A 23,124-nucleotide genomic window follows, 5' to 3' on the forward strand; every position below is an offset into this window, starting at 1 on the left:
TAATTATTATCAACAAGGTAAAGTGATTTTTATCAATCCTCCCGAGTCGGTGTTGTGACAACTCAGTTGTCCATCGTGTAACTCCACAATGGTGCGACTAAAGGTTAACCCTATTCCCTGCCCACCTTCTTTGGTGGAATAGAAAGGTGTAAGCATGTTATCTAGGTTGGCAAAGCCAGGGCCATTGTCTTGCACATCAATCACCGCTTGTTGCTGCTGATAATAAGCATGTAGCGTCAACTTGGCATTTTCACCACAGGCCTCAATGGCATTTTTAACTAAGTTAATCAGCACTTGCTCAATTAAAGCTTTATCAAGATTGAGAGTATTCACGGTGCAATTTACTTGGATGCCGGTATCCTCAAATAACGCAGCAACAGAAGACAGTAACAGCATGATGGAGACTGACTCCCGATCTAGCCTTGGGGTTTGCGTAACTTTGGCGTATTGGCTCACAAATTGTTGTAAATGCTGGCAACGCTGACCTATTACACTTAGCGCATGCTGCTCTTTTTCGTCCTTCGCTCTTGCCAATAAGGTTTGCGCTAGGGAGCTGACGGGCGTCAAACTGTTGTGAATCTCATGACTTATTACTCGGATTAAGTGTTGCCAAGCAGCCAGCTCCTTTTTACGTAATGCCTTAGTAATATCGAGTGCGACAAGTAAAGAAAACTGCTTACCCTCTTGAAAGAATTCACTACTTTGTAGTTGCCACCGAGATTGCTGCGCTGTATCTGCAAAATGCCAGTGATTATCTTGTTGCACCAACCCAAACTGAGCCGCGCTTATTCCCTTACACTCTACCCAAGGGCGATGATAAAGCGACTCAAATGCCCCATTGGCATAGGCAAGTTTGAGTTTTTCGTCAAACATCATAATTGGCGTATTAAGGCTGTCTATTAGCTGATAAATGATAAACTGCTGACTATGATAGCGGCGCTTTTGACTGTGTAGCTGTGCACTTAAGGCCAGCAAGCGCTGTTCAAATTCGGCTACCACGCCCGCTGTGTAATGTGGCTTAATGGTTTGCGTAAAATCACTTTGTGCAATCGCTTCTAGCTGCCAATTAGCACGCATGGCAATACGCTTAAGGTGAGACAGCAGTATTTTTTGTAACCCGCCCAATAACCCCAATACACTCACCGATACGACAGCCACCCACATTACCCCAAGCTGTAATTGCAGAAGCAGTAAAGTCAGTAAAACCGTACAGCTAATGGTTAACAGCGTACAGTAAGCCCCAAACCGCCACTCGGCACTAGCCAGATGTTTTAAGACCATATTTTTCCAAACGCCGATAAAGAGAAGAGGCCGTGAGTCCAAGTATTTTAGCGGCTTCTGCGACATTACCTTGGGCCCGTTGCATCGCTTGCTCCACCATTTCTTGCTCCACTTGTTGCAAAGTCTTGCTTGGCATATCACTGGTCACTTTCGGTGCGGCGGTAAAGCGTAGTTGGCAATCACTAAGCTCAATCTGCAAGCCCTCCGCCATTAACACGGCACGCTCCATGACGTGACTTAACTCACGCACATTGCCGGGCCAAGCGTGTTCAATCAACGCAGCTTTAACCGCTGAGCTAAGTTCACGAATTGGCTCACCATACTGCGCACAGAATTTAGCGACAAAATACTCAGCCAAAGGTACGATATCGCCAAACCGCTCGGCAAGCCTTGGCACTTCAATCACAATCGTATTGATGCGATATAACAAGTCTTCTCGGAACTCACCGGCTTTCACTAAGTCGTCAAGATTGGTATTGGTTGCGCAAATAAGTCGACAATCCGCTTGTTGCGTCTGACTGCTACCCACAACTTCATAACTGCCATTTTCCAGCACCCGCAGTAATTTTGCTTGTAAAGGAAGTGGAATAGTCGCAACTTCATCCAAAAATAATGTGCCCTGCTTTGCCATTGCAAAACGACCAACACGATGCTGCTTTGCATCTGTAAACGCCCCTTTGCTATGACCAAACATCTCACTTTCGAACAAGGACTCTGGCACCGCGCCCATATTCACTTCAACCCAAGGTCCTGCTGAACGATTAGATTGTTGGTGTAACCACTGAGCTAAATGACTTTTCCCCGCGCCACTTGGCCCAGTAAGCAGCACCCGAGCGTCGGTTTTTGCTACTTTAGCAAGCTGCTTATATAAAGATTGCATCGCCTGAGAGCGCCATTGAAACGCGCCGCGCTCGCTGTGTTTTGCTACGATATTCGCTTGCTTTAATGATATTTTGAGTTGTTGCTGCACGGCTTGTAGCAGCTGCTGATTGTCCCATGGCTTTTCGATAAAGTCGCTCGCACCAAGCTGCATTGCAGACACCGCTAACGCGACATTTCCCCAACCGGTAATACAGATCACAGGCACATTAAGATTGGAGTCACGTAGCCAGCGCAAAAAGTCCAGCCCTTCATTGCCGGAAGTGGTATCTCGGGAGAAGTTCATATCGAGCAAGGCTAATGACACTTGCTTAGCGGTGAGCAGAGACTTTGCAAGCTCTAAGGTTGCCGCCTCAATTACATTGAAACCTTGATCTTCTAAAAAGAATACGGCGCTGAGGCGTACTTCGGCGTTATCATCAATAACCAGTATTGTGGGCTTTTCCATAGGGAGAATTTTTATTGTTATCGGGTTTCAGCGGAGCATAGTGTGCTCCGCGAATATAAAATTATAACCAATGGATGATTGTACTTAGGGTATGGCTTTCACCTGGTGCAAGTTGCACGGCATCGTCCATTACGTTACAAGCTTCTAAGCACAACATCTTGTGGTATTCATCATCATTAAAGTTGCTTAAACGCTGTGACTTTTCAATCCATGGGTTCCAAAGCACACAAGAAGTTGAGTTTTCACGTTTTACTTCAATAATGCCCGCAGGTGTATTGATGGTTTGTACTGGGCTTGCTTGGGTGTATACCATATCGGTTTCGCGGGCAAAGCCAACCACTTCGGTTTGCTCAAATGGACCTTCATCAAACTCGATATATTTCGCGCCTTGTAGCCCGTCTACCGTGGTATTACTGACTTCTGGCGTTGGGAAATACGTATGTAAGGCTTGCGTTAACGTAAATGGCGCATCACCAGTATTGATATTGGTCAGTCGCACCTCAAGCTTGTCTGATAACACAAACTCGACCTCTAATTGTGATGTGTGTGGCCAGTATTGCGCTTCAACTAAGGTCATTGGTAGTGTGAGTTTAACGGTAATTTCATCGCTTTTTTCTTCAACGCTGTGCGCGCGCCAAAGTAGCTTGCGAGCAACCCCATGAATTGGCCAATCCGCTTTGCTATGTACGCCAAACCAAGGCCAACAGATTGGAATACCACCGCGTACCGGTTTGCCTTCAAGGTAATCTTCCGCCTCAGAAACCCAAATTAAATTACCTTTTCCTGCTGGTGTAAACTCGGTAAGTTGCGCGCCTTGTAAAAAGATCTTCGCTTGGCAAAATGCACTGTCGACCCAAATATATTCAAGTCCGGACTCGGTGCGCTCGATTGAAACTGAAGGTGATAATTCCATGGTGATTCCTACGTCAACTCAATGATATGCCTACCTTACCACTTAAATACTACGAGTAAACTGTTATCCATCCAATTTGAAAGTTATTCAATTATACCAATGCGGTAGCACCGTGAGAGTGTTGCTCTCACGGTTTATGGAACTTGGGATTGAGCTAAAGCTATACTTTAAATTTGCCCACCAGCTCTGTGAGCGTGCTCGATAATGAATGTAATCTCACGCCATTTTGATTGGTATTCACAGCGATATCACTCACGCTATCCGCAGCATTTTTAATTTCCACCACGTTGCGATTAATGTCTTCAGCAACATGTTGCTGCTCTTCAGCTGCGGTGGCGATTTGCGTGTTAAGGTCGCTAATATTGACAATCGCTTGGGTAATTTCACTAAATTGTTGTTGCGCTGAGTTTGTCAGTTCAACCGTTTGCTCCGTACGCGTGAGGCTGCGCTTCATTTCTCCCGACACCATTTCTGTCATTTTTCTAAGCTTATCAAGCTGAGAGGCAATTTCTTCCGTCGATTCAGAAGTACGCTGCGACAACGCGCGTACTTCATCGGCCACTACGGCAAAACCGCGGCCATGCTCACCTGCCCGTGCCGCCTCAATTGCCGCATTTAATGCCAAAAGATTAGTTTGCTCTGCTATGCCTCGGATCACGCTGAGTATCGACATAATATTTTCGCTTTCGGTGTCAAGCTGCATGATATCTGCGGTTGCCTTGTTGATCACTTCAGATAATGTTGTAACGCTCTCAACAGACTCTGTGATCACCCTTTGGCCCAGCTCAGATGCTTGCTGAGTTTGCCCTGCCAGCTCAGCGGCATTGGCGCAGCTTGCCGCCACTTCGTTTGCGGTTGCCGCCATCTCATTAATAGCGGTAGCAGCCATTTCAAGCGCTTGCTGTTGTTGACTGGTAGCGCCCGTGAGCTGATCAGATTGCGAAGCGGTTTGTCGTGAGGTTTCATTAACTTGCTGTGCACACTCATTGATTTGCGTCACCAACTCAGCAATGAGATTTAAAAACAAATTGAAACTCGTCGCCAGTTTGCCCGTTTCATCCTGAGCTTTAATGTCTAAACGCTGCGTTAAATCACCACCGCCTTGCGAAATTTCAGTTAAACCGTCACTCACTTCTACAATGGGCGCTGAAATCAACTTAGAAATATAACTTGCTAGCAACAAAAATATGGTGATCAGGACGGCACTTAGAATCAATATCGTCAGCGTCATCGCATTGGCTGCAGCCATTACCTCACCTTTTTCAACTAAACCAATAAACTTCCAGCCTAATTTGGGTGCTGTATAGATGTTGGCAAAGTAGTCTTGCCCGTTAATTTCGAGCTCAAATAGCCCATCTTTATTTTGAGCCAATTCACGATAGCGACCGTTCGCAATGTCTGCCAACTTTTTAAATCTATGTTCGGAGAACTTGGCATCGACCAGCACATTTCCAGTGTCTTCCACTAACATCAAATAGCCAGTCTCGCCCAACTTGATATTGCGGATGATTTTGGTCAACCCTTGCAGTGACACATCCATACCTTGGACACCCACAGTTTGACCATTGGCAGTTATCGCTTTTACCGTCGACACAATCACCATATCATCCGGCGCCCAATAATAGGCGCTGGTGCGGATCGTCTCGCCATTTCCCGATTGTCCCGTTTGATACCAAGGACGCTGTCTAGGGTCGTAGTTTGCATTCACTTCACCTAGAGGCCATTGAATATAACCACCTTGGTGATTTCCCATGTAGATATAGGCAATACCGGGGTGCGTGTTACCAAAGTGCTCAAATAACGAATATGCTGCTTGCTCTATTTTGCTTCCTGCTTTGGAATTAAGTCGAGCGGTGCTGGTTGAATCCATATAAGTTTTCACGTCTTGCTGCGCACTCAAGACTTGTGCATGGGTTGCTAAATAGTCTACGTTTTTTGCAATTTCATCAAAAAACATCTGAATACCATTCTCAACCTGTAGCGCCTCTCGATCACTGAGCTCTGAGAAGGTCTCTATCCCCTGCTGCCGAGTTTGACTGATAATAAGCCCCGCGATGATTAACAAAGGAAGCGCGATTGCCGTTGCGAAAGACAGCTTTAATTTTTGCGATATATTCATGAATAAACACCATTTCACAGATAGTAAAAATATAGTGAGGGATAGGCTATTGGGCAAGAATGACATACAAATGTGATCACTTGTTCGCCTTATATTCATCTTAGATATGGTTAAATGTTGGGTAACTTTGAGGTCGGATAGGCCACAGTGTTACTATGGATAATTCAATCAAGGGCCATAAAATTTATCTGCTTTCTGCAATGATAGCTTTGGTGGTCTACAATTTGTAAGAGGTTTTGCGCTCAACCATTTAACAACGGGACAACTATGTTAAAACTTTCAACCATCTCACTCGGATTAGGTCTAGCACTTTGCTCTAATTCAGTGCTTGCCGAAAACTCAGAAATTGATGCGTTAAAGCGCCAATTGGCTGAACTTCAGAAGAAACTCACGCAGCTAGAACAAAAAGAGCAGGCGCGAGCACAACAGGAAAAAATCGCTAAGGCTGAAAAAGCCGAAGCAAAAGCTGAAACTAAAACTCAAGTTGCAGCAGCTGAAACAAAACCGGCCATCAAAGTCGGCGGCGCGATCAGAACAAACTACAGCCATACGTCTTATGACGATGACAACAAGAACCGTGGCGGCGATTTTGACTTCGATATTTTCAGATTGAACTTCTCTGGCAATGTCGGTGGCTTTGGCTTAAATGCCGAAATCCGCTTTTTCGACTATATGACTGCGGTAAAATACGCTTACCTAGACTATGACTTTGCCGATCATTGGCAAGCTCAGGTTGGTATGACTAAAGTACCTTTTGGTAACTCACCTTACAATTCGCACAACTGGTTCTTTAACACTACTTATTATATTGGTCTTGAAGACGACCACGACATGGGGGTGGTATTTAAACGTAAAGTGGCGGACAACTGGCAGCTTGATCTTGGCTTTTTCAAAAATGATGAGCTAGGTGGTGTCGATGGTTACGTGGATGACCGCAGCGATCGCTACTCTTATGACGTGGTAGGTTTCCGTAAAGCGGGCGATGGCGTTTATGACGACCCTACGCAACCAATCGGCGAATACAACACCTTTGTTGGTCGTTACGCGTATCATATTGAACACAACGGTGGCACAACTGAAATTGGCGTCTCTGGTCTTGCCGGTGGCCTTCACGATGGTAATGACCGAGCAGGTGATTACAACGCGTGGGCACTGCATTTAAATAGTAACATTGGCCCTTGGAACTTACAGCTACAACACGGTGAGTACCAGTACGATATTGATGACGTAAACCGTATGGCGGTAGGTGCTTATGCGTTTTATGATTCCATCGCAGCAGAAGCCACCATGTCGAACTTTAATGTAGCGTACAACCTGCCAGTTGAGTTCGGTCCAATTACCGATCTGCAATTTTATAACGACTTCGGTATTATTTACGACAAATCCGATAACACCGAAGACACTTGGATGAATGTCACTGGTGTGTCACTCGCTGCGGGTGCATTCTTCACCTATGTTGATTTAGTTCACTCGAAAAATCAGCCATTTATTGGTGGTTCAATCGCCGGCGATAGTGACGAAAGCGAGCGTCGCTTCAATATTAACTTCGGTTATTACTTTTAATCTAAGGGATTAATCTTAGGTATTAAATGAAAAAGGCGATGCACAAGTTGATGCATCGCCTTTTTATTTCCTTGTTTTCTGTAATACCAATAAGATCAGCCTTTACTCTGTGGCTGCCCTCCAACCAAGGCGCTCCGCTTCAGCGGCAGCAAATTGAGGTAAGTCTGCGGCAATAAATTGTTTGTGGAGTATTTGCACACCAAGTAAATGATTGATCACGGCATCTAGTTGCACTTTGAGTGAATCATCGGCGTCTGGCGATTCATGTAACTCAAATAGCGCATTTACCGCTTCAAAGTCTAATAAACCAGCGGCTTCTAACGCTTGTCTAGATAAGTATTTATCAGCCAGCACACGCATTGCCGCCCATTTTTTCTCATCCGAGTGCGCCGGTGGTGCCATAAAAGCAAACTTTTCTCGTTCATACAGCACTTCTGGCAGCAGCCCTTTCATCGCTTCACGTAACACATACTTTTCTTTACGGTCTTTAATACGATATTGCGGGGGAATGGTAAAAGCAAACTCTGCGAGGTGATGATCCAAAAAGGCAGGCCTTGCCTCCATCGAATTAGCCATGTCGACCCTATCACCGCCCCAAGTTAATATTTGTCCCTCAAGCATGGTCTTAATCCATACATACTGGGCTTTATCGAGTGGATGGCGGGACTCTAACATGGCATCATCTAAAGTCTCAGCGATTGCTTTGCCTGCATCATAACCCGTGAGTAGCTCTCTGTGTTCGGCGGCAACGAGTTGATGGGCAAAGTGACTGCACGACAGCCAAGGCTGTAAACAGCTCGGCGTAAAGCCTACAACTTCGTCTAATGCCGCACTGTCGTATTGCTCACGCGACAACATCGCCCCCTTAAACAATTTATTGCTGTCTTCCAGCATGGTTTGCCACTGGGCTTTTTCGGTGTCATCAAGTTCATCTAAGCCATATAAAAACAGGTCTTTTCTAAATGCGGGATAACCCGCAAAAAGCTCATCGGAGCCCTCCCCGGTCATCACAACTTTATAATCAGACTCGTTAACTTGCTTACTCATCAAATACTTAGCAACACCAAGCGTGTTATAAATGGTTCGTTCGGTATGCCATAAAGTTCGCTCAAAATGGCCATATAGCTCATCACCGCTTAACGACATAATATGATGATCAGCCTTGGTGGCTTGTGCCATCTGTTTTGCAATTGGCGTTTCGTCGTACTCTGCACTATCAAAGCCAATGGTAAAGGCCTTAATTGGTGCTTGTGCCGCAGCTGAAGACAAACCCAAAATGGCGCATGAATCTATGCCACCACTTAAGTAACAACCTACCGGAACGTCTGCGCTAAGTCTCAACTGCACCGCTTCTAGCAGCTGTTTGCGCACGCCATCAATGTAGTATGCTTCATCTTTGCTATTTAAATACGTTTGCGCCGTTGGAAAGTTAACATCCCAATAAGGTCTATCTTCAATGCTAAAACCTTGTTCGCTTCTGGTGATGCTAACAACATGTCCAGGTTTGATTTGATGTACATTCGCAAACGCCGTGCTGCCGGGCACCATGACTTGGATCAGTTGATGAAATAGACCTTCACTTGAGAATCGGCGCTTAACGTTAGGGTTGGCAAACAGCACCTTCAGTTCTGAGCCAAACACAATTTCGTCTTCTGTTTGGGTGTAGTACAAAGGTTTAATACCAAAGCGGTCTCTCACCAAGTGCAACGTATCGGTTTGTTGGTCATACAACGCAAACGCAAACTCACCGCGCAAATGTGTCAGCATCTCATCGAGGCCAAGCTGCTGATATAAGTGCATGGCAATTTCTGAGTCGCTCTTACTTTGGAACCTTGCCCCTTTTGCTACTAGCTCAGCTCGGATCCGCGCGTAATCGTAAAACTCGCCATTGTGCGCCAACATTAGGCGCTTATCAGAACTAATAAAGGGCTGTCGCCCTCGTTGCTCGTCGAGGTCGATTATCGACAGTCTGGCGTGACTAAATCCCACGCCAGCCATTTGTTTATAGCCAAAACCATCAGGACCACGATGATGTTGAATGGCTGCCATGTTTACCAATAATTGATTATCTATTTGTGTTTGCGCTTGCGTTGAAAAAATACCAGCAATTCCGCACATAATATCTCCCTAAATCACATCCATCACAGTACTGGCGCGCTGCACCATACAGGTCAATAAGGCTTGGCGTAAAAAGACGGCACCACGTGCCTGACTAAAATACCAATTGTGTGGCGTGGCATCTAAACTGGTGCACAGCTCTTCACCTCGAGCCAGAGGATGAAGCACTATCGCATCGGGCTTAAAGGGGGAATCCGCGCTCAATTTAAACGACTTTCCATAGGTTTCGAAGCTTTCACCAACCCATGCAATGGAGTTGATATATACCACATCAAGCTCAGGTAAAACGGCGTTCAAGTCATGGCCGATAGACACCTTAACCCCCGCCTCCTCTAGCTGGGCTAATTGCTCGCTTGATACTGCGTCCTCGACACTCTCGTCGTAGAGCAGGAATATTTCGTCCACAATGCGCGGAAAATGCGTAAACATTTTCAACAGGCTACGCACCGTACGCATTTGGCTCGGCACGCCAATCACGCCAATTTTTATAGGGCTAAAGGCTTCGCTGTCAGGGAGTAATAACGACGGCCGCCATTTGAAGATAGTGTAGAGATCAGACATTGCTTGTGTTGGGTGCTCATCAATGCCATTACCAGCATTGATAATTGGAATGCGTAGACTGTGGATCATCTCTTCAATAGACTCCACTGAGGTGTCACGTAAGACGACACAATCGCCATAATTATTGAACATCTCGGCGACATCCTGCAACGACTCCCCTTTCGCAATGCCCGTAGAGGAGCGATCAGTGATCGACATAATATCGCCCCCTAAGCGGTGCCATGCACTTTCAAACGACAGACGGGTGCGGGTGCTGGGTTCATAAAACGCACTGATCAAAATTTTGCCACTAAGCGGCGAGCTGAACCTTGCAGGATTACTTTCATACTTCGCGGCGAGGCGAAACAACTGGATCAGCACGTCTCGGTCAAGGTGGTCGACACTGATAATGTGCTTATTCTCCAAACAATGCAGCCTGTCACCGTCTTCTTGTATCGCTCTGAGTAATGCTTTGGGATGTGCATCCCCGTAAACATCCGGCTGCGCTCGATTAAACTCTACTTGCTGCGCACTTACCATAACTGCCTCTTTTTAAAATCAATAAGGAACATAACGACAAGGACAACAGGACATAAACAACTGAGCACTATGGCCAGCCAAATTAAACTAGAAAATGCGCCCAACGAGATCATACATCCTCCACTTTGCTTTGCGTGCCCAACGCTTGCCAATGGAATGATTGCTGACTAAAACGCCAAGCAATCACACAAATTAATAACGACACCGCACAAGAAACTAATGCGGCGACATAAAAACCAATATAAAAATACCCAATCAAACCTGATACCGTACCAAGCAACATAGCCCAGCCAGCGCTATTTCCCGTCATTCGCGCAAAGTACAAACCAAATACGATAGGCCAAATAGTGCTGGCGACGAAGGCGCCAGCGAAGTTCAACAAGGCACCCAGCGTGGCGATTTTTGGTAAACATAAGAGCCAAGTCACGACGCCGAGGATGACAATAATCCACTTAGCACTTTTTAAGCGTTCACTATCGCTCGCCTTTGGTTTGATGTATTGCAGGTAAATATCTTGATTGATGAGATCTGACGTTGCGGCGAGCAAGGAGTCCAAACTCGATGCCAGCGCTGAGAACACCACAATGAACAGAATGATCGAGCCGGTATAGCCGAGCACTTGGCTTGCAACCAAGGGTCCCACCATATCGGCGCTAGCGGGATACAAGCCTAAACTCGGCGCTGCCAGCGCAATAAACCCTGTCACGATGGGGATCGGTAGCCACAATAGACCTGCGATAAAATACGCCTTTTTGCCCACTCCACCTTTAAATGCAAACGCCCTTGACCACCATACGTTGCTGTGAAAAATCTCTCCTAAACCAAAAAAGATATTGTTGAACAAAAACATCACAGCAGCAGGAAAAAGCAGGTCGAGTAGTTTAGGATGGTCACTACTGAGTTTTTGATGAATTGGTTCAAGCCCAACATTCATCGCCACGACAATGGCAATTCCGACGACACCTACCAAAATAATAATGGCCTGTAGAAAGTCCGTGGCGATCACCGCTTTTAGACCGCCAAACAACGTGTAGACCACACACATCAGCAGAATAATTGACATACCAAGGTGATAATCTAAGCCACTTAGGGTGTGTAGCAAAATGCCACCCGCCATGCCTAGGCTAACGAGCCAACTCATGGCATACACGAAAGAGATCAGCAAAAAGACCCACCAAGAGAAACGCCCAAACCGCAACCGCATAAAGTCGCCACTGGTGTAGCCGTGGGGTAGTAAAGTTTTGATGCGTTGGCTTAGCGGCGCAAATAGCAACAATCCGAATGCGGCACAGGCATAGCCAATCATGCCCCAAATACCAAACTGATAAGTGAGCTGTGGCGCAACCAAAGTGGTGTTACTGGTGACCCAAGTTGCCATCGCAGTGGCACAAGCAAAGGCCAACCCAACATTTCTACCGGCCAGCGCAAATTCATTATGTGACTGCACGCGCCTGCCAATCCACCAGCCAAAAAATACCCATAGCAAAGCAAACGCTAGGGCAAGACCGAGCGCCAATGAAGCATTTATCATACGCTTTCCTTATCGTGCATTTGCTTATTACCCACCACAATCATCCCTACAAGCAGCACAAATAAGCACAAGCCCAATACAAACAGTGCAAGCGCCAGCGTTAACTGATGATGTTTGACTGAAAATGAGACCGACATTTGTGCCGAGTTAGCAGAGGGGCTATCTAAGGTTGCGAGATAATCACCATCAGCCAAGCCACTAATGGTTACCGCTTGTTGAGACGGCTGAAGCGAAAGGGAGAGGGAGTAAGGTTCTGAAAGATGTTGAATGGATAGCTGTGTTGATTGCTGTAGAGGTGGACCTGTGCGCTCAATGTGCAGCGTAATAAACCCAGCAGTCACGACCTCATCGCTCACCCTCAGCGAGGCGGCAAGCCCATTAAAGCTCGCAGCAAGTAAGACTAAGGTTACTACTCGGGCGATCCACATCCTCATAATCCCTAACTGCGGTTATCCAAGCCTGAATTCGCCGCAAGTTTTGCTATCCACATTATTCTAGTAGTAACAAAGACTAGCCCAAGGATCAAATTTGTCTAGTAAAGCCTCACCCAATTTCACCCCAGCCTTACATTTATTCTTTTGTTTTTATTGCTCTTTTTTGAACACATTGCAACAGTAAATTACTCCCAGCTTCAACATCATGCCAATGACTCCATTCATCTGGCGCATGGCTAACGCCGTTGAGTGATGGAATAAATATCAGCCCCGTGGGACACACTTCTGAAAAAAACTGGCTATCGTGACCAGCACCACTTGGCATGATTTGATAATTCAGTGACAAGGCCTCTGCCTGTTGACTAATAAATTCAACCATCTCAGGTGTGCATTTCATTGGAGACAACCAACTCACCTGCTCGTATTCAAACATTAAATGGTGTTTCCGAGCGATGGCTGAAAGCGCTTTACGACAGGCAATTTCAAGGTTCTCCATCACCGTTTCGTCCATATCACGCGCGACGATGGTGAAATCCACCTCTCCAGCAATCGTATGTGCAAAACCCGGCTTTAATTCTGCCTTACCGACGGTGATCCTTGTGGTATCTGTGCCATCCTCTGCAATAATGCGGTCTAACTGGTAGGCAAAATCAGCCAGCCCCATAAAGGCGTCGCTACGCATCTCCATGGGGGCTGTGCCTGCGTGGTCGGCCTTCCCAATTAATTTAACCATCCATTTAAATACCCCTGAAATCCCTTCCACCACACCAATTTGAATGCCTTTTTGATCAAGCACAGGTCCTTGCTCTATATGTAATTCAAAAAAACTGTTTATTTGCTCAGGTTCTAGCCTCGCATTCAGTGCATCCATGGGATCTAACCCTTGCGCACGCATGGTATCGCTAAGCATACAGCCATCCGCATCATGACTTGTGAGCAATTGGTGAGGTGTTAATTTTCCAGTGAGCGCTTGCGCCCCGATCATGCCACCAAAACGCCCTTCTTCTTCACTGGTACCGATGACCCAAATCGGCCTATCCAATTGCACATTGTGCTCTTTTAAAATACGAATACACTCAAACCCCGCAATGACGCCTAGGGTGCCATCAAACATGCCACCTGCTGGTACACTATCGAGATGAGAGCCAATGATCACCGCGGGTTTTGCTGCAATATCCGGGCTGGTCATTTCAATAATCACATTGCCAGCGCCATCCATACGACTCACAAATCCTTCGCTTTGTGCACATTCCATCAGCCATTTACGCGCTGCAAAATCCTCATTGCTAAAACCTTGGCGATAAATTCCCTTATCCTCATGGTTATAGCCGAACTCCGCGAGCGCAAATAAGGTAGACTTTAGACGTTCTAAATTTACTTGCATACTTTGCTCCTCAACGTTTCAGTCGCACCACTTCCCTGTACTTAACCTGAGATCAGATTCGCTATTTCAAACACTGACGTCCGACTGATAATCTCTTTGCTTTAGCTTAGTTGAAAATTCGCGAATTTCAGCCGCTGTGATATGCTTTTAATAATTGGCTTCTGGTTAACAATGTTGGCTCAGGTCACCGTGATGCGCTGCCAGTTCAGCACTCCCGAAATATGAGGATGCCTATGCGTAAGAAAATCCCCCTATTCAATCGTTGTTTTTGGCTGCATGTTGCTGGCATCGTATTTGTTGGTCTCGGCTTTATCGGCATGGCACTGCCTGTTATGCCTACCACCATCTTTTTTATTCTTGCCCTTGCTTGCTTTACCCGCTCTTCTCCTAAGTTAGAAAACTGGCTGCTTACCCACCCCAAATTTGGCCCGAGTCTGCTTGCATGGCGACAACATCAGGTGATCCCCATAAAAGGCAAGATTGGCGCGGCGGTTGGCATGAGTGTTGGCTTACTGGCACTGAGCTTTAGTGGCGCACCTGTTTGGGTCGTGTGGTCTGTCGCGATAACTGAGGCTGCCGTACTCAGCTATATTTTTACACGTCCATCAGTCATTCCTATGGATGTAAAACAGCCTCACTTATAGCGAAATAAATGCCTCTCTACTAATTAGCTAAACGCTTTAAAAGCATCATCCAGCGGAGTATGCGCGATATGGTTTACGTAGTTACTCATCACTTTTTGACTTAGCGCTAAGATAATTTCCAGCAGATTTTGTTTAGTATAACCTGCGGCAAAAAACGCTTTCGTTTGTGCATCGCTCAACTTGCCACGCGCGCGCAGCATTTCAAGTGTTGTGGCACGCAGCACTTCTAGTTTCTCATCGCCAAGTGGTGCTTGCTCACGCAGCGCTTTGACCAATTCATCACTTACTTTCATTGATTTTGCGATGGCAGAATGAGCCGGCACACAGTAGTGACATTCATGTTCTACATTAATCGCTTGCCACACCACAGTTTTTTCATCGTTATTAAACGAGCTATTTAAAAAAGCCTCATGTAACACTTGATAGCCATGCAGATGCTCTGGTGATTCCGCCATTACACCATGAAGGTTCGGAATACGTCCAAACGCTTGCTGGGACTTCTCAAGTAATGGTTTACCTTTTTGCGGTGCAGATTCTACGGTATGGATTGTAAAGTCAGTCATCAGTTGCTCCTCTTGGTGCATTTTGGATTGGTATAATCTCAGGTTAACTACTCACTAGGTGCTAGACTAACCTTACTTGAATGATCGTTCAAATAACTATTCGCTATAGTAAACACAATAACTGTCTAAATTAATATGAAATTTATTCAGCTACTGACTGGTCGAGCGTTAAGCCAGCGGCGTTGGGATCAAAAGTAAATTTTGTTCTCAGCGTAGTCGATAATTAGCTTATCATCATTAAAGTTACTTAAACCAAGTAGGATAAACGGCTCGTCTTTATATCCAAGCACCTCAAACACTGGCATATCCGATAAGTGACTTTCGGTATTGATGATTTCCTTGCCTCCTAAGCTAAAGCGCAGTGATCCTATGGCCACCTTTTTAGTTGCTTGGTCGTTTAACCCGCGGCTGATGTCTTCTTCGCCCAGCGTTAATGTTAGTTTATTGGCCAAGTGTGAGTTGATGTAATTGGTTGGAGCGCCGGTATCAAGCACGGCGTCTACTTCTACGCCATTAAAACTTGCTGTCAGCTTGATAAAATTGTTATCTATTTTAAAACTTTCACTCTCCAAGCCCTGTGTCACGCTACTTGGGCAAGCCCCTTGATACAAACTCAGTTCATTATTTTTAAAATCAAACACATTACAATATTGCGACATGTATCCATGCCCCAAAATTCCAGGCAAGACGCCTTCCACATCTAAGCGGGTCATATCTTTAAATACATATGGAAGCGACTCTGCTGCTAAGTGGCCGACGCTGGTGTGGTCTATCGTTGCCAATACTAGCTCTGAGCTGCCACTTGCGCCTTGTACGTCCATTTTGCTTAGCTTGTCTTCAGGCAAGGCAAGTGCTGCTTTCAGATTAACCGGTAAAATACCAACATTCGCAGCACTATCTAAAATCATAGGATGGGTAATCGTATGGTTAAGCGTTGCCATCACATAGGCATGACCTTTCTCGGTGTACTTCATCGGTAAAGTGAGCGATTGTGGCGCGGTAGACGCGGTGATCCCACAACCTACGGTGGTACATGCCAATGCTGATAAAATAATTGCTCTCATAATCTTGCTCTCAAACTGTTGATGTCGTTGTTGAGCTAACTATGCCGAGCAATTGTCAAGCAATTATCAAGTTAGTCGAGAAAACCGAAGTGAAAAGCTTGCGCCTTGATTTTCAGTGCTGGTCGCGGTCAATGTCGCCCCCATCAACTCGGCAAGTTGACGGCAAATTGGTAAACCGAGCCCCAAACTGGATGTATCGTGGCGCGACCCCTGCGCACGATAAAAGCGCTCAAACACCTGCTCGAGTTGATTAGGCGACATACCTTGGCCGCAGTCAGCAACCGTAATCACCAGTTCATTATCTTGATAACTGAGCTTTAAGGTCACAACGCCACCATCAGCGCCATATTTAAAAGCATTATCTAATAAGTTCACCACTATCTGTCTGACTCTTCCGGCATCAAGCGTCACGCTCACACCTTCTTGAATATCTGCGTCCAATTTCACGCCTCGCGCTTCGGCCTGTGCTTGGTAACGCACTAAGGTCGATGTTAACAGCTCAGAGAGATTTACTCGTGTTGATGACAACGTCAGCTGCTTTGACTCGGTTAATGACAACAAACACAAGTCGTCGATAATACGATTAACGTTGTGAAGGTCTTGGGTTATCACCGCTAACTGAGCCTTATCCATCGGCACTATACCGTCTTCCATCGCCTCCAAGCGCGAACGAATGCCGTTAAGTGGTGTTCTAAGCTCGTGAGATAAGTCGGAGTTCATTTGTTTATATTGCTGATGCAAACCTTGTAGCCAAGCCGCAAGATTATTGAAACTATTGATGATTTCACCCACTTCATCATGGCGTTTTAGCGCTAAGCGGGTGTCTAACTCGCCCGACTCTATCGCCTTAAAGCTACGTTTGAGCTGTTTAAGTGGCGACAAAAAGTACCACGACCCCAACCAAGCAAGTAATGCAGCAATAATCGATAAGATGACCAAAGTAAGCATAAAATCATCCAACATAGCTTGCTGCAGCGCTTCCTTTTCAAACGACCTATCTAGCAATACCTCAGGCAACCAAAACAACTCCCCCTGTGGTGATAACACATATTGCGCCTCATTAAATTGCACCACAAACGCCGCAACACCGGGGTGATGGATAGAAAATTGATGACCGGATTTGACCTGCTCATAGTCTATGGTGAGATCGGGGTTGAGGATCTTTACATCCGCTGTTGAGTTAGCATCTCGCCAAATAAATAGCTGCTCAGGAAAGGTTGATGCTAAAAACGTTAAGGTCGCTTCTGGGCTCGCAAAGGTTTTACCAGTCAATGCTTCTTCCACTAAGTCATCATCAAGCAATGAATGACCAAACGTTACCGCACTTTGCTTATTAAATGCTAAAAAAGTGCGCTCGGCTGAGTTTTTAGATAGTTGATAAAAGCTTCCGAGTAGCGCAAAAGTACAAAGCGCCACGAGTAAGGTAAATTTGGTTTTTAGCTTCATGAAGACACCTTACGCGCGATAAATTGATAGCCTTGCCCGTAACGAGTGGCGATAAACTTGGGCTCAGCCTTACTGTCGCCAAGTTTTTTACGCAAGTTAGCCAAGTGAGTATCGACTGCCCGATCCGTAATAGGCGCATCACTTCCCCATACTTGTTCGATTAATTGCGCGCGGCTAAATACTTGTTTCGGCTGCTTGGCCATGGTCAGTAATAACTCGAACTCCACAGCCGTTAACGCTGGTGTTTGCTGTGTTACCGTTACGGATTTGCTCTCAAGATTGATACTTAAGCCATCAAACAACAAAGCGGCACTCTGCTGACCACGATAGCTACGTTTACATAGTGCCTTTGCTCGTGAGATCACTTCTCGTGGGCTGTAAGGCTTACATACATAATCGTCCGCACCAAGCTCAAACCCCTCAAGACGATCAGTTTCAGACACTTTGGCGGTCACCATAATGGTAGGAATGTTGCGCGCAACGGCTTCTTTTAGTAGCTCACGGCCATCACCACCGGGTAGCATGACATCTAAAATAGCGAGTTGAAATGTTAGGTTTTGTAGGGCTCGGTGGGCATCTGGGGCGTTATCGAAATGGACAACCTGCATATCCGCTTGTGCCAGATATAAACGTAAGATCTCAGCACTGCTTGGGTCATCTTCTACATATAAAACTGTATATTGGTCAGACATAGGGAGGCGCTTTTTGTCCTGATTGTAATTATTAGATGTACAATTGTGAAGCACAAAAGTCGCGATGGCTGGAACCTATCGCGACCAAAAGACAATGAGAACAACAATGGAATCTAACTAATTTGCGCGCTGATCAAAGCTCTGATCTCACCCAAAGTGGTTTCTTTTAGTAACTCTCCATCTTCAAACACCACTTCTAACAAGCCTTGCTTTTCTTCTTCCTCGGTCACATTGTCCTTGCAGATCAACTCACCGTTTACGCGTTCTACTTTCAGCAGTCCCTTTGCTGAGCGCTTTTTGCTGTCGGTTCTTGGCTCTTTAAAAATTGCCACACGCTGGTTGTTTTTAACCACACTAGTTGCTTTTACCGCAGAGCCATGGGTATCGCGGGTGACATATTGGTAACTGTATGAGCCAATGCCGAGCACCACTTTGGACGCAAATCCTTTGTCCATCAGTCGCTGTAGAATTTGACGCTGACGCTCAAGGGTAATTGCATCGCCATATATTGCGCCAATATGCTCATCTAGCAATTTAAAGCCTTTATCAGTCACAGTGCCACCAAAGGTATCCCAGAGACATTCAATCAGTCCTTTTACTTCACACTCCTGCAGCTGCGTTGGGTGTGGTTCAACTGAATAGTAATTTCCCTGCCAACGATACGCTTCAAAGCCATCTGTCATTGCCATTTCTTGCGCTTGCTGCTGAGAGTCAACCAACTCGCTATATTCTGATACTGGTGAGACACAATACCCAGTCAGGATTTTCACCGGATCTCCGGAGTCTGGACGGATCACCACAGTGCCATCACGCGCCATGATCTCTGCTTTTAATTCCGGTAAATACTCGGTGACTAGCTTCCAAAAATCCCAAGTATCAGAGACCACACTGAGGATCCCGGTCGGTGACTGCTCACGCATCAAATATTGGAAAAACTCGATTTCACCTTCTTGGATCCAAGAACAGGTTACTGAGTGCTCGGTTGCATCTACTGAGCAGCCAACCAGCTCTTTGTCGACATCTGCGCCATAGTACTTTTCAGCAAATAGTACCGCAGGGATAGTATCCGTCCCTACAAGACCTGACGCGAGGTGACCAAAACCACTCATAGCCGCAGCGTGCTTACCAAACATACCGCGAAAGCTAAAATCATGACCCTGAAACGGCACGAACTCCTGAGGTAAGCCGGTTTTTTGAGCAAACTCTCGGAACACTTTTAAATATGCAACTGAGGTGGTAGTGCTCGTTTGAATTGGCCAGTTTTCGCAGCTTAATACCGTCTCAATCATATTGGTTAGCCATTCAAATCCAGGCTTGGTATTGACCACAGTGATGGGCGGCACCTGATACGGCACTAAAGTCCCTTCTGGCAGCGCTTTAATCCTCAGCGGTAAATAACCTAAGTCGTGTAGCGCCTCGAGATAACCCACGTCCACCGGATAGCCCAACATTGCTGTCATGATCCGTCTATGATTTGCCACAGCGGTGTGCTTGTCTGCTGCGAAAAAGTCTTGCCACTCTTCTTGTAAGTAACTTTTGATAAAATACTGCAGCCCCACAAAAGCCACTTTATCGTTATTTGCAACATTGCTTAATTTGCCGCTGCGTGAGGTAAAGTTTGCATAAACCTCTGTCACTTCAGGGTGATAAGCGCGGCTGTGAAATTCTTTATACACGTCTTTTTGCATACTTGCTGCGGTAATTGTCATGGCTATATTCCTTATAATTCAATCATGTTGAGTTGCACATCGTGGTGTTCGACCAAGTCGCCTTTATCACGGCACGAATTAGTCGTGTAAACGGTATCGATCAGTCCACTAAAAACGCCTAATCCTTGAGAGAAAATACCGTGTGTTACGTAAAGCGCAATTGAGTTAGCGCCTTGTGCTTTTAGTACCTTAGCAAGTTCAGTGAAGGTTCTGCCACCATCGCAAATATCATCAACGATCAGTAAATCTTTACCTTTTACCTCACCAAGTACCTGCGTTTGTACAATTTCACCCGTTTTAAGATTTCGTACTTTTTGTGCTTGGATAACCTCAACCTCACCACCAAAATGCTGCGCAATTTTCAGTGTTTTTTTACTCGCTCCAGCGTCTGGTGAAACTAAACTGAGTGCACCGCACTGCAACTGTTGCTTTAAAGCCGGACACTGCGATATCAATGTCGTTTGCTCAACATTCTCCACTCGCTCAAGGAGTGCAGGTACAACGTCGCTATGTGCATCCCACACGGTGACTTTGTCTAGCGCCAGTTGATTGATAAGTGACGCCATCACTTTTGCACCTAGCGCCTCACCCGTTACACATACTCTATCTTGGCGCGCGTAGGGGAAATAGGGTAACACTAATTCTATTGGCGTCCGCGCCAAACAAAGTCGCTTCAATGCATCCACCGCCATCAGTAAACGCATGATATGAGAAGAATTGGTCACTCTGGCTGTGATTTGAACTTTTTCGCAATCACGGAAATCAAATGCCTTGAAACGAATATGCTCCTCCCCACCAGAGAAGGTAAATGCTTCATATTGAACATCTTTTTTGTTTCCAGAGAATTCATAACTCGTGACTTTCATAACCTTTCCTTAATAATGTCCCTAAGACACAAATAAGGTATCAAACATTTTTTGATCAATCAACATCTTTATGTCCAAAAGACATTTAATGTTTATTTTTAACATAAGGATATTCAGTATATTTGCCATACTGACTACAATTGTTTATTGTGTCTAAAAGACACAAACCAAAAATATCATGAGCCCTGATTACGATTTAACCCAATACCAAAACCCACTGTTCACGGTAGACAGCGTGTTATTTACAATTTTGCAGGACAGCTTAAAAGTGCTGCTGGTGAAACGCGCTAACGCTCCCTTTAAAGGCCGCTGGGGATTACCTGGAGGGTTTGTTGATGTTGAGCTGGATGACAACACGGATATGAGCGCACTGCGTAAGATCAAAGAGAAAACCAGTGTTGCCCCACAATATCTAGAGCAACTTCAGGCCTTTTCTGGGATCAACCGTGATCCGCGAGGCTTTAGTGTCACCTTGGTTTATTACGCCTTGATTTCACCTCAGCAAGTGGCAACGCAAATAGACTCGGTAGATGATGTGAGATGGGTGGATCTTAGCGAGATCCCAGATCTTGCCGTGGCTTTTGATCATAAGCATATTATTGAAAAGGCCAAGGCAAGGCTGCAGCAAAAGGCGTTATATTCCATGATCCCGGTTTATTGTTTGCCAGATCAATTTACCATTGGACAACTCAAAACCGCCATCGAAGCCATTATCTCCAAACCCATTCAGCGCAAGAGCTTGGTAAGACGAATTGAAGCCTCAAACATGTTTGAAGCACTGGATGAAAAGGTAAAGTCAGGCGGACGGTTAGCGCAGCTCTATAAGCTAAAGCCTGATGTCGATATCGTGCATTTTGAGCGCAATCTGAGCTTAGGATAAAATGCGATTGTGCGGTGTTCATTACAGAGCTATCACTGCCCCTTGCAGATAATCAAGCTCCTGACACCGCATTTGCAGTAACTCAATAAAATCTCTGGTGTAAGTCGGTGGAGTTCGTTGATTTGGCCAAAGCGCGTAGATGTTGCGAGTAAATTGGCAGTCACCGATATAGCTAAATGCGGTTTGAGGTTGCACTGCCAACGCTGCAATTTCTGTCATCGGCAATACGCCAGCACCGTTAGCCGAGCCTACCAATTTACGCACTAAGGTAATATCACCCACATAAGAGACGTGACTAAACTGCGCCAGTAGTGCTCGCCACGCATCGGTTGCAGGCAGTTGCGATGCTTTAAAGGGCAAAAACAGGGTTTGTGTAGTCGCAATTTCCTTGGCGACCACCGCTCTTACCGCAATTTGCCCCAGCCGCTTTTGATAGACGCTTGAATCTTCCTGCTCCCCGACTCGTACGGTTAAATCAAACCGCTTTTGGCTGAGTAAGGCCACACTATTGGCAGGCTCCACATGCAATTGGATCTCAGGATGCTGGGCCTGAAACGATTGCAGCGCATTATACAAAGGACCAATCATTAAGTTTTGCGGACATAACAGATGGAAAGTGGACGCTTCTAGTGTTGATAGCGCCTCACTTTGCGCTTGCAAGGCGAGCAAAGACTCCGCCATTTTATCCACCACTGCCTGACCATGATTCGTTAATGTAAGTCCTCTGGCGCTACGCAGTAAGAGCGGATAACCAAGTTTATCTTCCAGCGCTAACATCCGCTTAGATAAGGTCGGCGCGCCTATGCCAAGGTCTTCTGCCGCCTTGGCAAAACTTCCTCGGCGGCTTACCTCAACAAAGAGTCGTAAGTCATCTAGCATAGTTATCTCCGCAATCTTAGCTTTCCATTTTTGCCATTCTGATCGGCTGGCAATTCCCTACAATCATATCAACAGCCAAAGGAGGAAACATGCAAAAACTCATTTTTACATTACTGCTGTCATTGTGCCTGTCGTTTATGGTGTCTGGATGGGTTACGTACATCAATTTGGGATTAGTGGCGGACTTTACTACGCGATGGGCGCATGCCTTTGCCAATGCTTGGCCGGCCTCGTTCATCGCCGCCTATGTTTTATCAGCCCCAGTTACCGCCGTTACTAAACGCATTATGGAGAAATACCATGGTCAACAGCCACAATAACGTCAACTTTATCGCCCATATCACGCCTAAAACCGAGCACTATCAAGATTGTATTAACGCCATCCAAGAGATCTTGCCAGCCACTCGAGCAGAAGCAGGATGTTTACGCTTTGAACTTTATGAAAGTGAAAACCGCACCCAGCTTACCTTAGTTGAACGCTTCGTCGATCAAGCCGCGTTCGATTTTCATCATCAGCAAGCTTACACCAAACAGGTATTTACACTGTATCAAGGATGGTTGGCAAAAGCGGTGGATATTATCGCCATCAAACCGCTTTAATTTGCGCTTTTAAGAAGTTAAGCGCTTCTTC

21 protein-coding genes are annotated in these 23,124 nt (G+C 45.8%); 5 read left to right on the forward strand and 16 right to left on the reverse strand.

The features are described from left to right. Positions 1-9: 9 nt before the first annotated feature. The 4 genes from EXT47_RS17410 to EXT47_RS17425 form a co-directional block, all read right to left on the reverse strand. On the reverse strand, positions 10-1,281 hold the full coding sequence (locus tag EXT47_RS17410) for a PAS domain-containing sensor histidine kinase (RefSeq protein WP_130127171.1): 1,272 nt from the start codon (positions 1,279-1,281) through the stop codon (positions 10-12). Next, positions 1,259-2,608 (reverse strand): sigma-54 dependent transcriptional regulator, encoded by a 1,350-nt coding sequence (locus EXT47_RS17415; RefSeq protein ID WP_130127172.1) that lies wholly within the window; start codon positions 2,606-2,608, stop codon positions 1,259-1,261. The genes EXT47_RS17410 and EXT47_RS17415 overlap by 23 nt, the downstream gene beginning before the upstream one ends. Before the next feature lie 61 nt (positions 2,609-2,669). Then, on the reverse strand, positions 2,670-3,521 hold the full coding sequence (locus EXT47_RS17420) for a D-hexose-6-phosphate mutarotase (RefSeq protein ID WP_039493321.1): 852 nt from the start codon (positions 3,519-3,521) through the stop codon (positions 2,670-2,672). Between the two features lie 160 nt (positions 3,522-3,681). Then, on the reverse strand, positions 3,682-5,640 hold the full coding sequence (locus tag EXT47_RS17425) for a methyl-accepting chemotaxis protein (RefSeq protein WP_130127173.1): 1,959 nt from the start codon (positions 5,638-5,640) through the stop codon (positions 3,682-3,684). A 267-nt stretch (positions 5,641-5,907) separates the two neighbouring features. On the opposite strand from EXT47_RS17425, the gene EXT47_RS17430 reads away from it, so the two are divergent. Continuing rightward, positions 5,908-7,203: a porin gene (locus EXT47_RS17430; protein ID WP_130127174.1), complete on the forward strand. Its 1,296-nt coding sequence runs from the start codon at positions 5,908-5,910 to the stop codon at positions 7,201-7,203. A gap of 102 nt (positions 7,204-7,305) precedes the next feature. On the opposite strand, the gene asnB is transcribed toward EXT47_RS17430, so the two are convergent. The 5 genes from asnB to EXT47_RS17455 form a co-directional block, all read right to left on the reverse strand. After that, positions 7,306-9,321: an asparagine synthase (glutamine-hydrolyzing) gene (gene asnB, locus EXT47_RS17435; RefSeq protein ID WP_130127175.1), complete on the reverse strand. Its 2,016-nt coding sequence runs from the start codon at positions 9,319-9,321 to the stop codon at positions 7,306-7,308. 9 nt (positions 9,322-9,330) lie between these two features. Continuing rightward, on the reverse strand, positions 9,331-10,401 hold the full coding sequence (locus EXT47_RS17440) for an aspartate carbamoyltransferase (protein WP_039493315.1): 1,071 nt from the start codon (positions 10,399-10,401) through the stop codon (positions 9,331-9,333). A gap of 109 nt (positions 10,402-10,510) precedes the next feature. After that, positions 10,511-11,932: a sodium:solute symporter family protein gene (locus EXT47_RS17445; RefSeq protein ID WP_130127176.1), complete on the reverse strand. Its 1,422-nt coding sequence runs from the start codon at positions 11,930-11,932 to the stop codon at positions 10,511-10,513. After that, on the reverse strand, positions 11,929-12,360 hold the full coding sequence (locus tag EXT47_RS17450) for a hypothetical protein (RefSeq protein ID WP_130127177.1): 432 nt from the start codon (positions 12,358-12,360) through the stop codon (positions 11,929-11,931). Before EXT47_RS17450 ends, EXT47_RS17445 begins: the two co-directional genes overlap by 4 nt. A 142-nt stretch (positions 12,361-12,502) precedes the next feature. Continuing rightward, positions 12,503-13,750, reverse strand: a complete 1,248-nt coding sequence (locus tag EXT47_RS17455; protein WP_130127178.1) for a Zn-dependent hydrolase — start codon at positions 13,748-13,750, stop codon at positions 12,503-12,505. 233 nt (positions 13,751-13,983) lie between these two features. On the opposite strand from EXT47_RS17455, the gene EXT47_RS17460 reads away from it, so the two are divergent. Continuing rightward, positions 13,984-14,394 carry a YbaN family protein gene (locus tag EXT47_RS17460; RefSeq protein WP_039493312.1) on the forward strand — a complete coding sequence of 137 codons (411 nt, stop codon included), beginning with the start codon at positions 13,984-13,986 and terminating at the stop codon, positions 14,392-14,394. Between the two features lie 23 nt (positions 14,395-14,417). On the opposite strand, the gene EXT47_RS17465 is transcribed toward EXT47_RS17460, so the two are convergent. The 6 genes from EXT47_RS17465 to prs all read right to left on the reverse strand — a co-directional run bounded on the left by EXT47_RS17465 (position 14,418) and on the right by prs (position 20,734). Further along, positions 14,418-14,957 (reverse strand): carboxymuconolactone decarboxylase family protein, encoded by a 540-nt coding sequence (locus EXT47_RS17465; RefSeq protein WP_039493309.1) that lies wholly within the window; start codon positions 14,955-14,957, stop codon positions 14,418-14,420. A gap of 188 nt (positions 14,958-15,145) precedes the next feature. After that, positions 15,146-16,021: a retropepsin-like aspartic protease gene (locus EXT47_RS17470; protein ID WP_039493307.1), complete on the reverse strand. Its 876-nt coding sequence runs from the start codon at positions 16,019-16,021 to the stop codon at positions 15,146-15,148. 66 nt (positions 16,022-16,087) lie between these two features. Beyond that, positions 16,088-17,467: a HAMP domain-containing sensor histidine kinase gene (locus EXT47_RS17475; RefSeq protein WP_039493305.1), complete on the reverse strand. Its 1,380-nt coding sequence runs from the start codon at positions 17,465-17,467 to the stop codon at positions 16,088-16,090. Next, on the reverse strand, positions 17,464-18,159 hold the full coding sequence (locus tag EXT47_RS17480; protein WP_039493303.1) for a response regulator transcription factor: 696 nt from the start codon (positions 18,157-18,159) through the stop codon (positions 17,464-17,466). Before EXT47_RS17480 ends, EXT47_RS17475 begins: the two co-directional genes overlap by 4 nt. A gap of 113 nt (positions 18,160-18,272) precedes the next feature. Further along, entirely contained in the window at positions 18,273-19,868 is a 1,596-nt protein-coding gene (locus EXT47_RS17485) for a nicotinate phosphoribosyltransferase (protein WP_130127179.1), read from the reverse strand. 11 nt (positions 19,869-19,879) lie between these two features. Further along, complete coding sequence (gene prs / locus EXT47_RS17490; RefSeq protein ID WP_039493299.1) at positions 19,880-20,734, reverse strand: ribose-phosphate diphosphokinase; 855 nt, start codon at positions 20,732-20,734, stop codon at positions 19,880-19,882. A 178-nt stretch (positions 20,735-20,912) separates the two neighbouring features. Between prs and EXT47_RS17495 the strand changes: the two genes are divergently transcribed. Continuing rightward, on the forward strand, positions 20,913-21,614 hold the full coding sequence (locus tag EXT47_RS17495) for an NUDIX domain-containing protein (RefSeq protein WP_130127180.1): 702 nt from the start codon (positions 20,913-20,915) through the stop codon (positions 21,612-21,614). 21 nt (positions 21,615-21,635) lie between these two features. Here EXT47_RS17495 and EXT47_RS17500 read toward each other — a convergent pair whose 3' ends face one another. Next, positions 21,636-22,493, reverse strand: a complete 858-nt coding sequence (locus tag EXT47_RS17500; protein WP_130127181.1) for a LysR family transcriptional regulator — start codon at positions 22,491-22,493, stop codon at positions 21,636-21,638. An 89-nt stretch (positions 22,494-22,582) separates the two neighbouring features. Here EXT47_RS17500 and EXT47_RS17505 point away from each other — a divergent pair, with 89 nt between their 5' ends. Both EXT47_RS17505 and EXT47_RS17510 read left to right on the forward strand, forming a co-directional pair. Then, entirely contained in the window at positions 22,583-22,813 is a 231-nt protein-coding gene (locus EXT47_RS17505) for a DUF2798 domain-containing protein (protein WP_010606951.1), read from the forward strand. After that, the gene (locus EXT47_RS17510) at positions 22,794-23,093 is read left to right on the forward strand and encodes a putative quinol monooxygenase (RefSeq protein ID WP_130127182.1); all 300 of its coding nucleotides are present in this window, start codon (positions 22,794-22,796) and stop codon (positions 23,091-23,093) included. The genes EXT47_RS17505 and EXT47_RS17510 overlap by 20 nt, the downstream gene beginning before the upstream one ends. Positions 23,094-23,124 lie beyond the last annotated feature (31 nt).

It is taken from the genome of Pseudoalteromonas sp. CO342X (assembly GCF_004208915.1).
GTDB lineage: Bacteria > Pseudomonadota > Gammaproteobacteria > Enterobacterales > Alteromonadaceae > Pseudoalteromonas > Pseudoalteromonas maricaloris.

Coding starts and splice junctions, on each gene's coding strand:
- EXT47_RS17410 (WP_130127171.1), bottom strand. CDS start 1,281: ATGGTCTTAAAACATCTGGCTAGTGCCGAGTGGCGGTTTGGGGCTTAC.
- EXT47_RS17415 (WP_130127172.1), bottom strand. CDS start 2,608: ATGGAAAAGCCCACAATACTGGTTATTGATGATAACGCCGAAGTACGC.
- EXT47_RS17420 (WP_039493321.1), bottom strand. CDS start 3,521: ATGGAATTATCACCTTCAGTTTCAATCGAGCGCACCGAGTCCGGACTT.
- EXT47_RS17425 (WP_130127173.1), bottom strand. CDS start 5,640: ATGAATATATCGCAAAAATTAAAGCTGTCTTTCGCAACGGCAATCGCG.
- EXT47_RS17430 (WP_130127174.1), top strand. CDS start 5,908: ATGTTAAAACTTTCAACCATCTCACTCGGATTAGGTCTAGCACTTTGC.
- asnB (WP_130127175.1), bottom strand. CDS start 9,321: ATGTGCGGAATTGCTGGTATTTTTTCAACGCAAGCGCAAACACAAATA.
- EXT47_RS17440 (WP_039493315.1), bottom strand. CDS start 10,401: ATGGTAAGTGCGCAGCAAGTAGAGTTTAATCGAGCGCAGCCGGATGTT.
- EXT47_RS17445 (WP_130127176.1), bottom strand. CDS start 11,932: ATGATAAATGCTTCATTGGCGCTCGGTCTTGCCCTAGCGTTTGCTTTG.
- EXT47_RS17450 (WP_130127177.1), bottom strand. CDS start 12,360: ATGTGGATCGCCCGAGTAGTAACCTTAGTCTTACTTGCTGCGAGCTTT.
- EXT47_RS17455 (WP_130127178.1), bottom strand. CDS start 13,750: ATGCAAGTAAATTTAGAACGTCTAAAGTCTACCTTATTTGCGCTCGCG.
- EXT47_RS17460 (WP_039493312.1), top strand. CDS start 13,984: ATGCGTAAGAAAATCCCCCTATTCAATCGTTGTTTTTGGCTGCATGTT.
- EXT47_RS17465 (WP_039493309.1), bottom strand. CDS start 14,957: ATGACTGACTTTACAATCCATACCGTAGAATCTGCACCGCAAAAAGGT.
- EXT47_RS17470 (WP_039493307.1), bottom strand. CDS start 16,021: ATGAGAGCAATTATTTTATCAGCATTGGCATGTACCACCGTAGGTTGT.
- EXT47_RS17475 (WP_039493305.1), bottom strand. CDS start 17,467: ATGAAGCTAAAAACCAAATTTACCTTACTCGTGGCGCTTTGTACTTTT.
- EXT47_RS17480 (WP_039493303.1), bottom strand. CDS start 18,159: ATGTCTGACCAATATACAGTTTTATATGTAGAAGATGACCCAAGCAGT.
- EXT47_RS17485 (WP_130127179.1), bottom strand. CDS start 19,868: ATGACAATTACCGCAGCAAGTATGCAAAAAGACGTGTATAAAGAATTT.
- prs (WP_039493299.1), bottom strand. CDS start 20,734: ATGAAAGTCACGAGTTATGAATTCTCTGGAAACAAAAAAGATGTTCAA.
- EXT47_RS17495 (WP_130127180.1), top strand. CDS start 20,913: ATGAGCCCTGATTACGATTTAACCCAATACCAAAACCCACTGTTCACG.
- EXT47_RS17500 (WP_130127181.1), bottom strand. CDS start 22,493: ATGCTAGATGACTTACGACTCTTTGTTGAGGTAAGCCGCCGAGGAAGT.
- EXT47_RS17505 (WP_010606951.1), top strand. CDS start 22,583: ATGCAAAAACTCATTTTTACATTACTGCTGTCATTGTGCCTGTCGTTT.
- EXT47_RS17510 (WP_130127182.1), top strand. CDS start 22,794: ATGGTCAACAGCCACAATAACGTCAACTTTATCGCCCATATCACGCCT.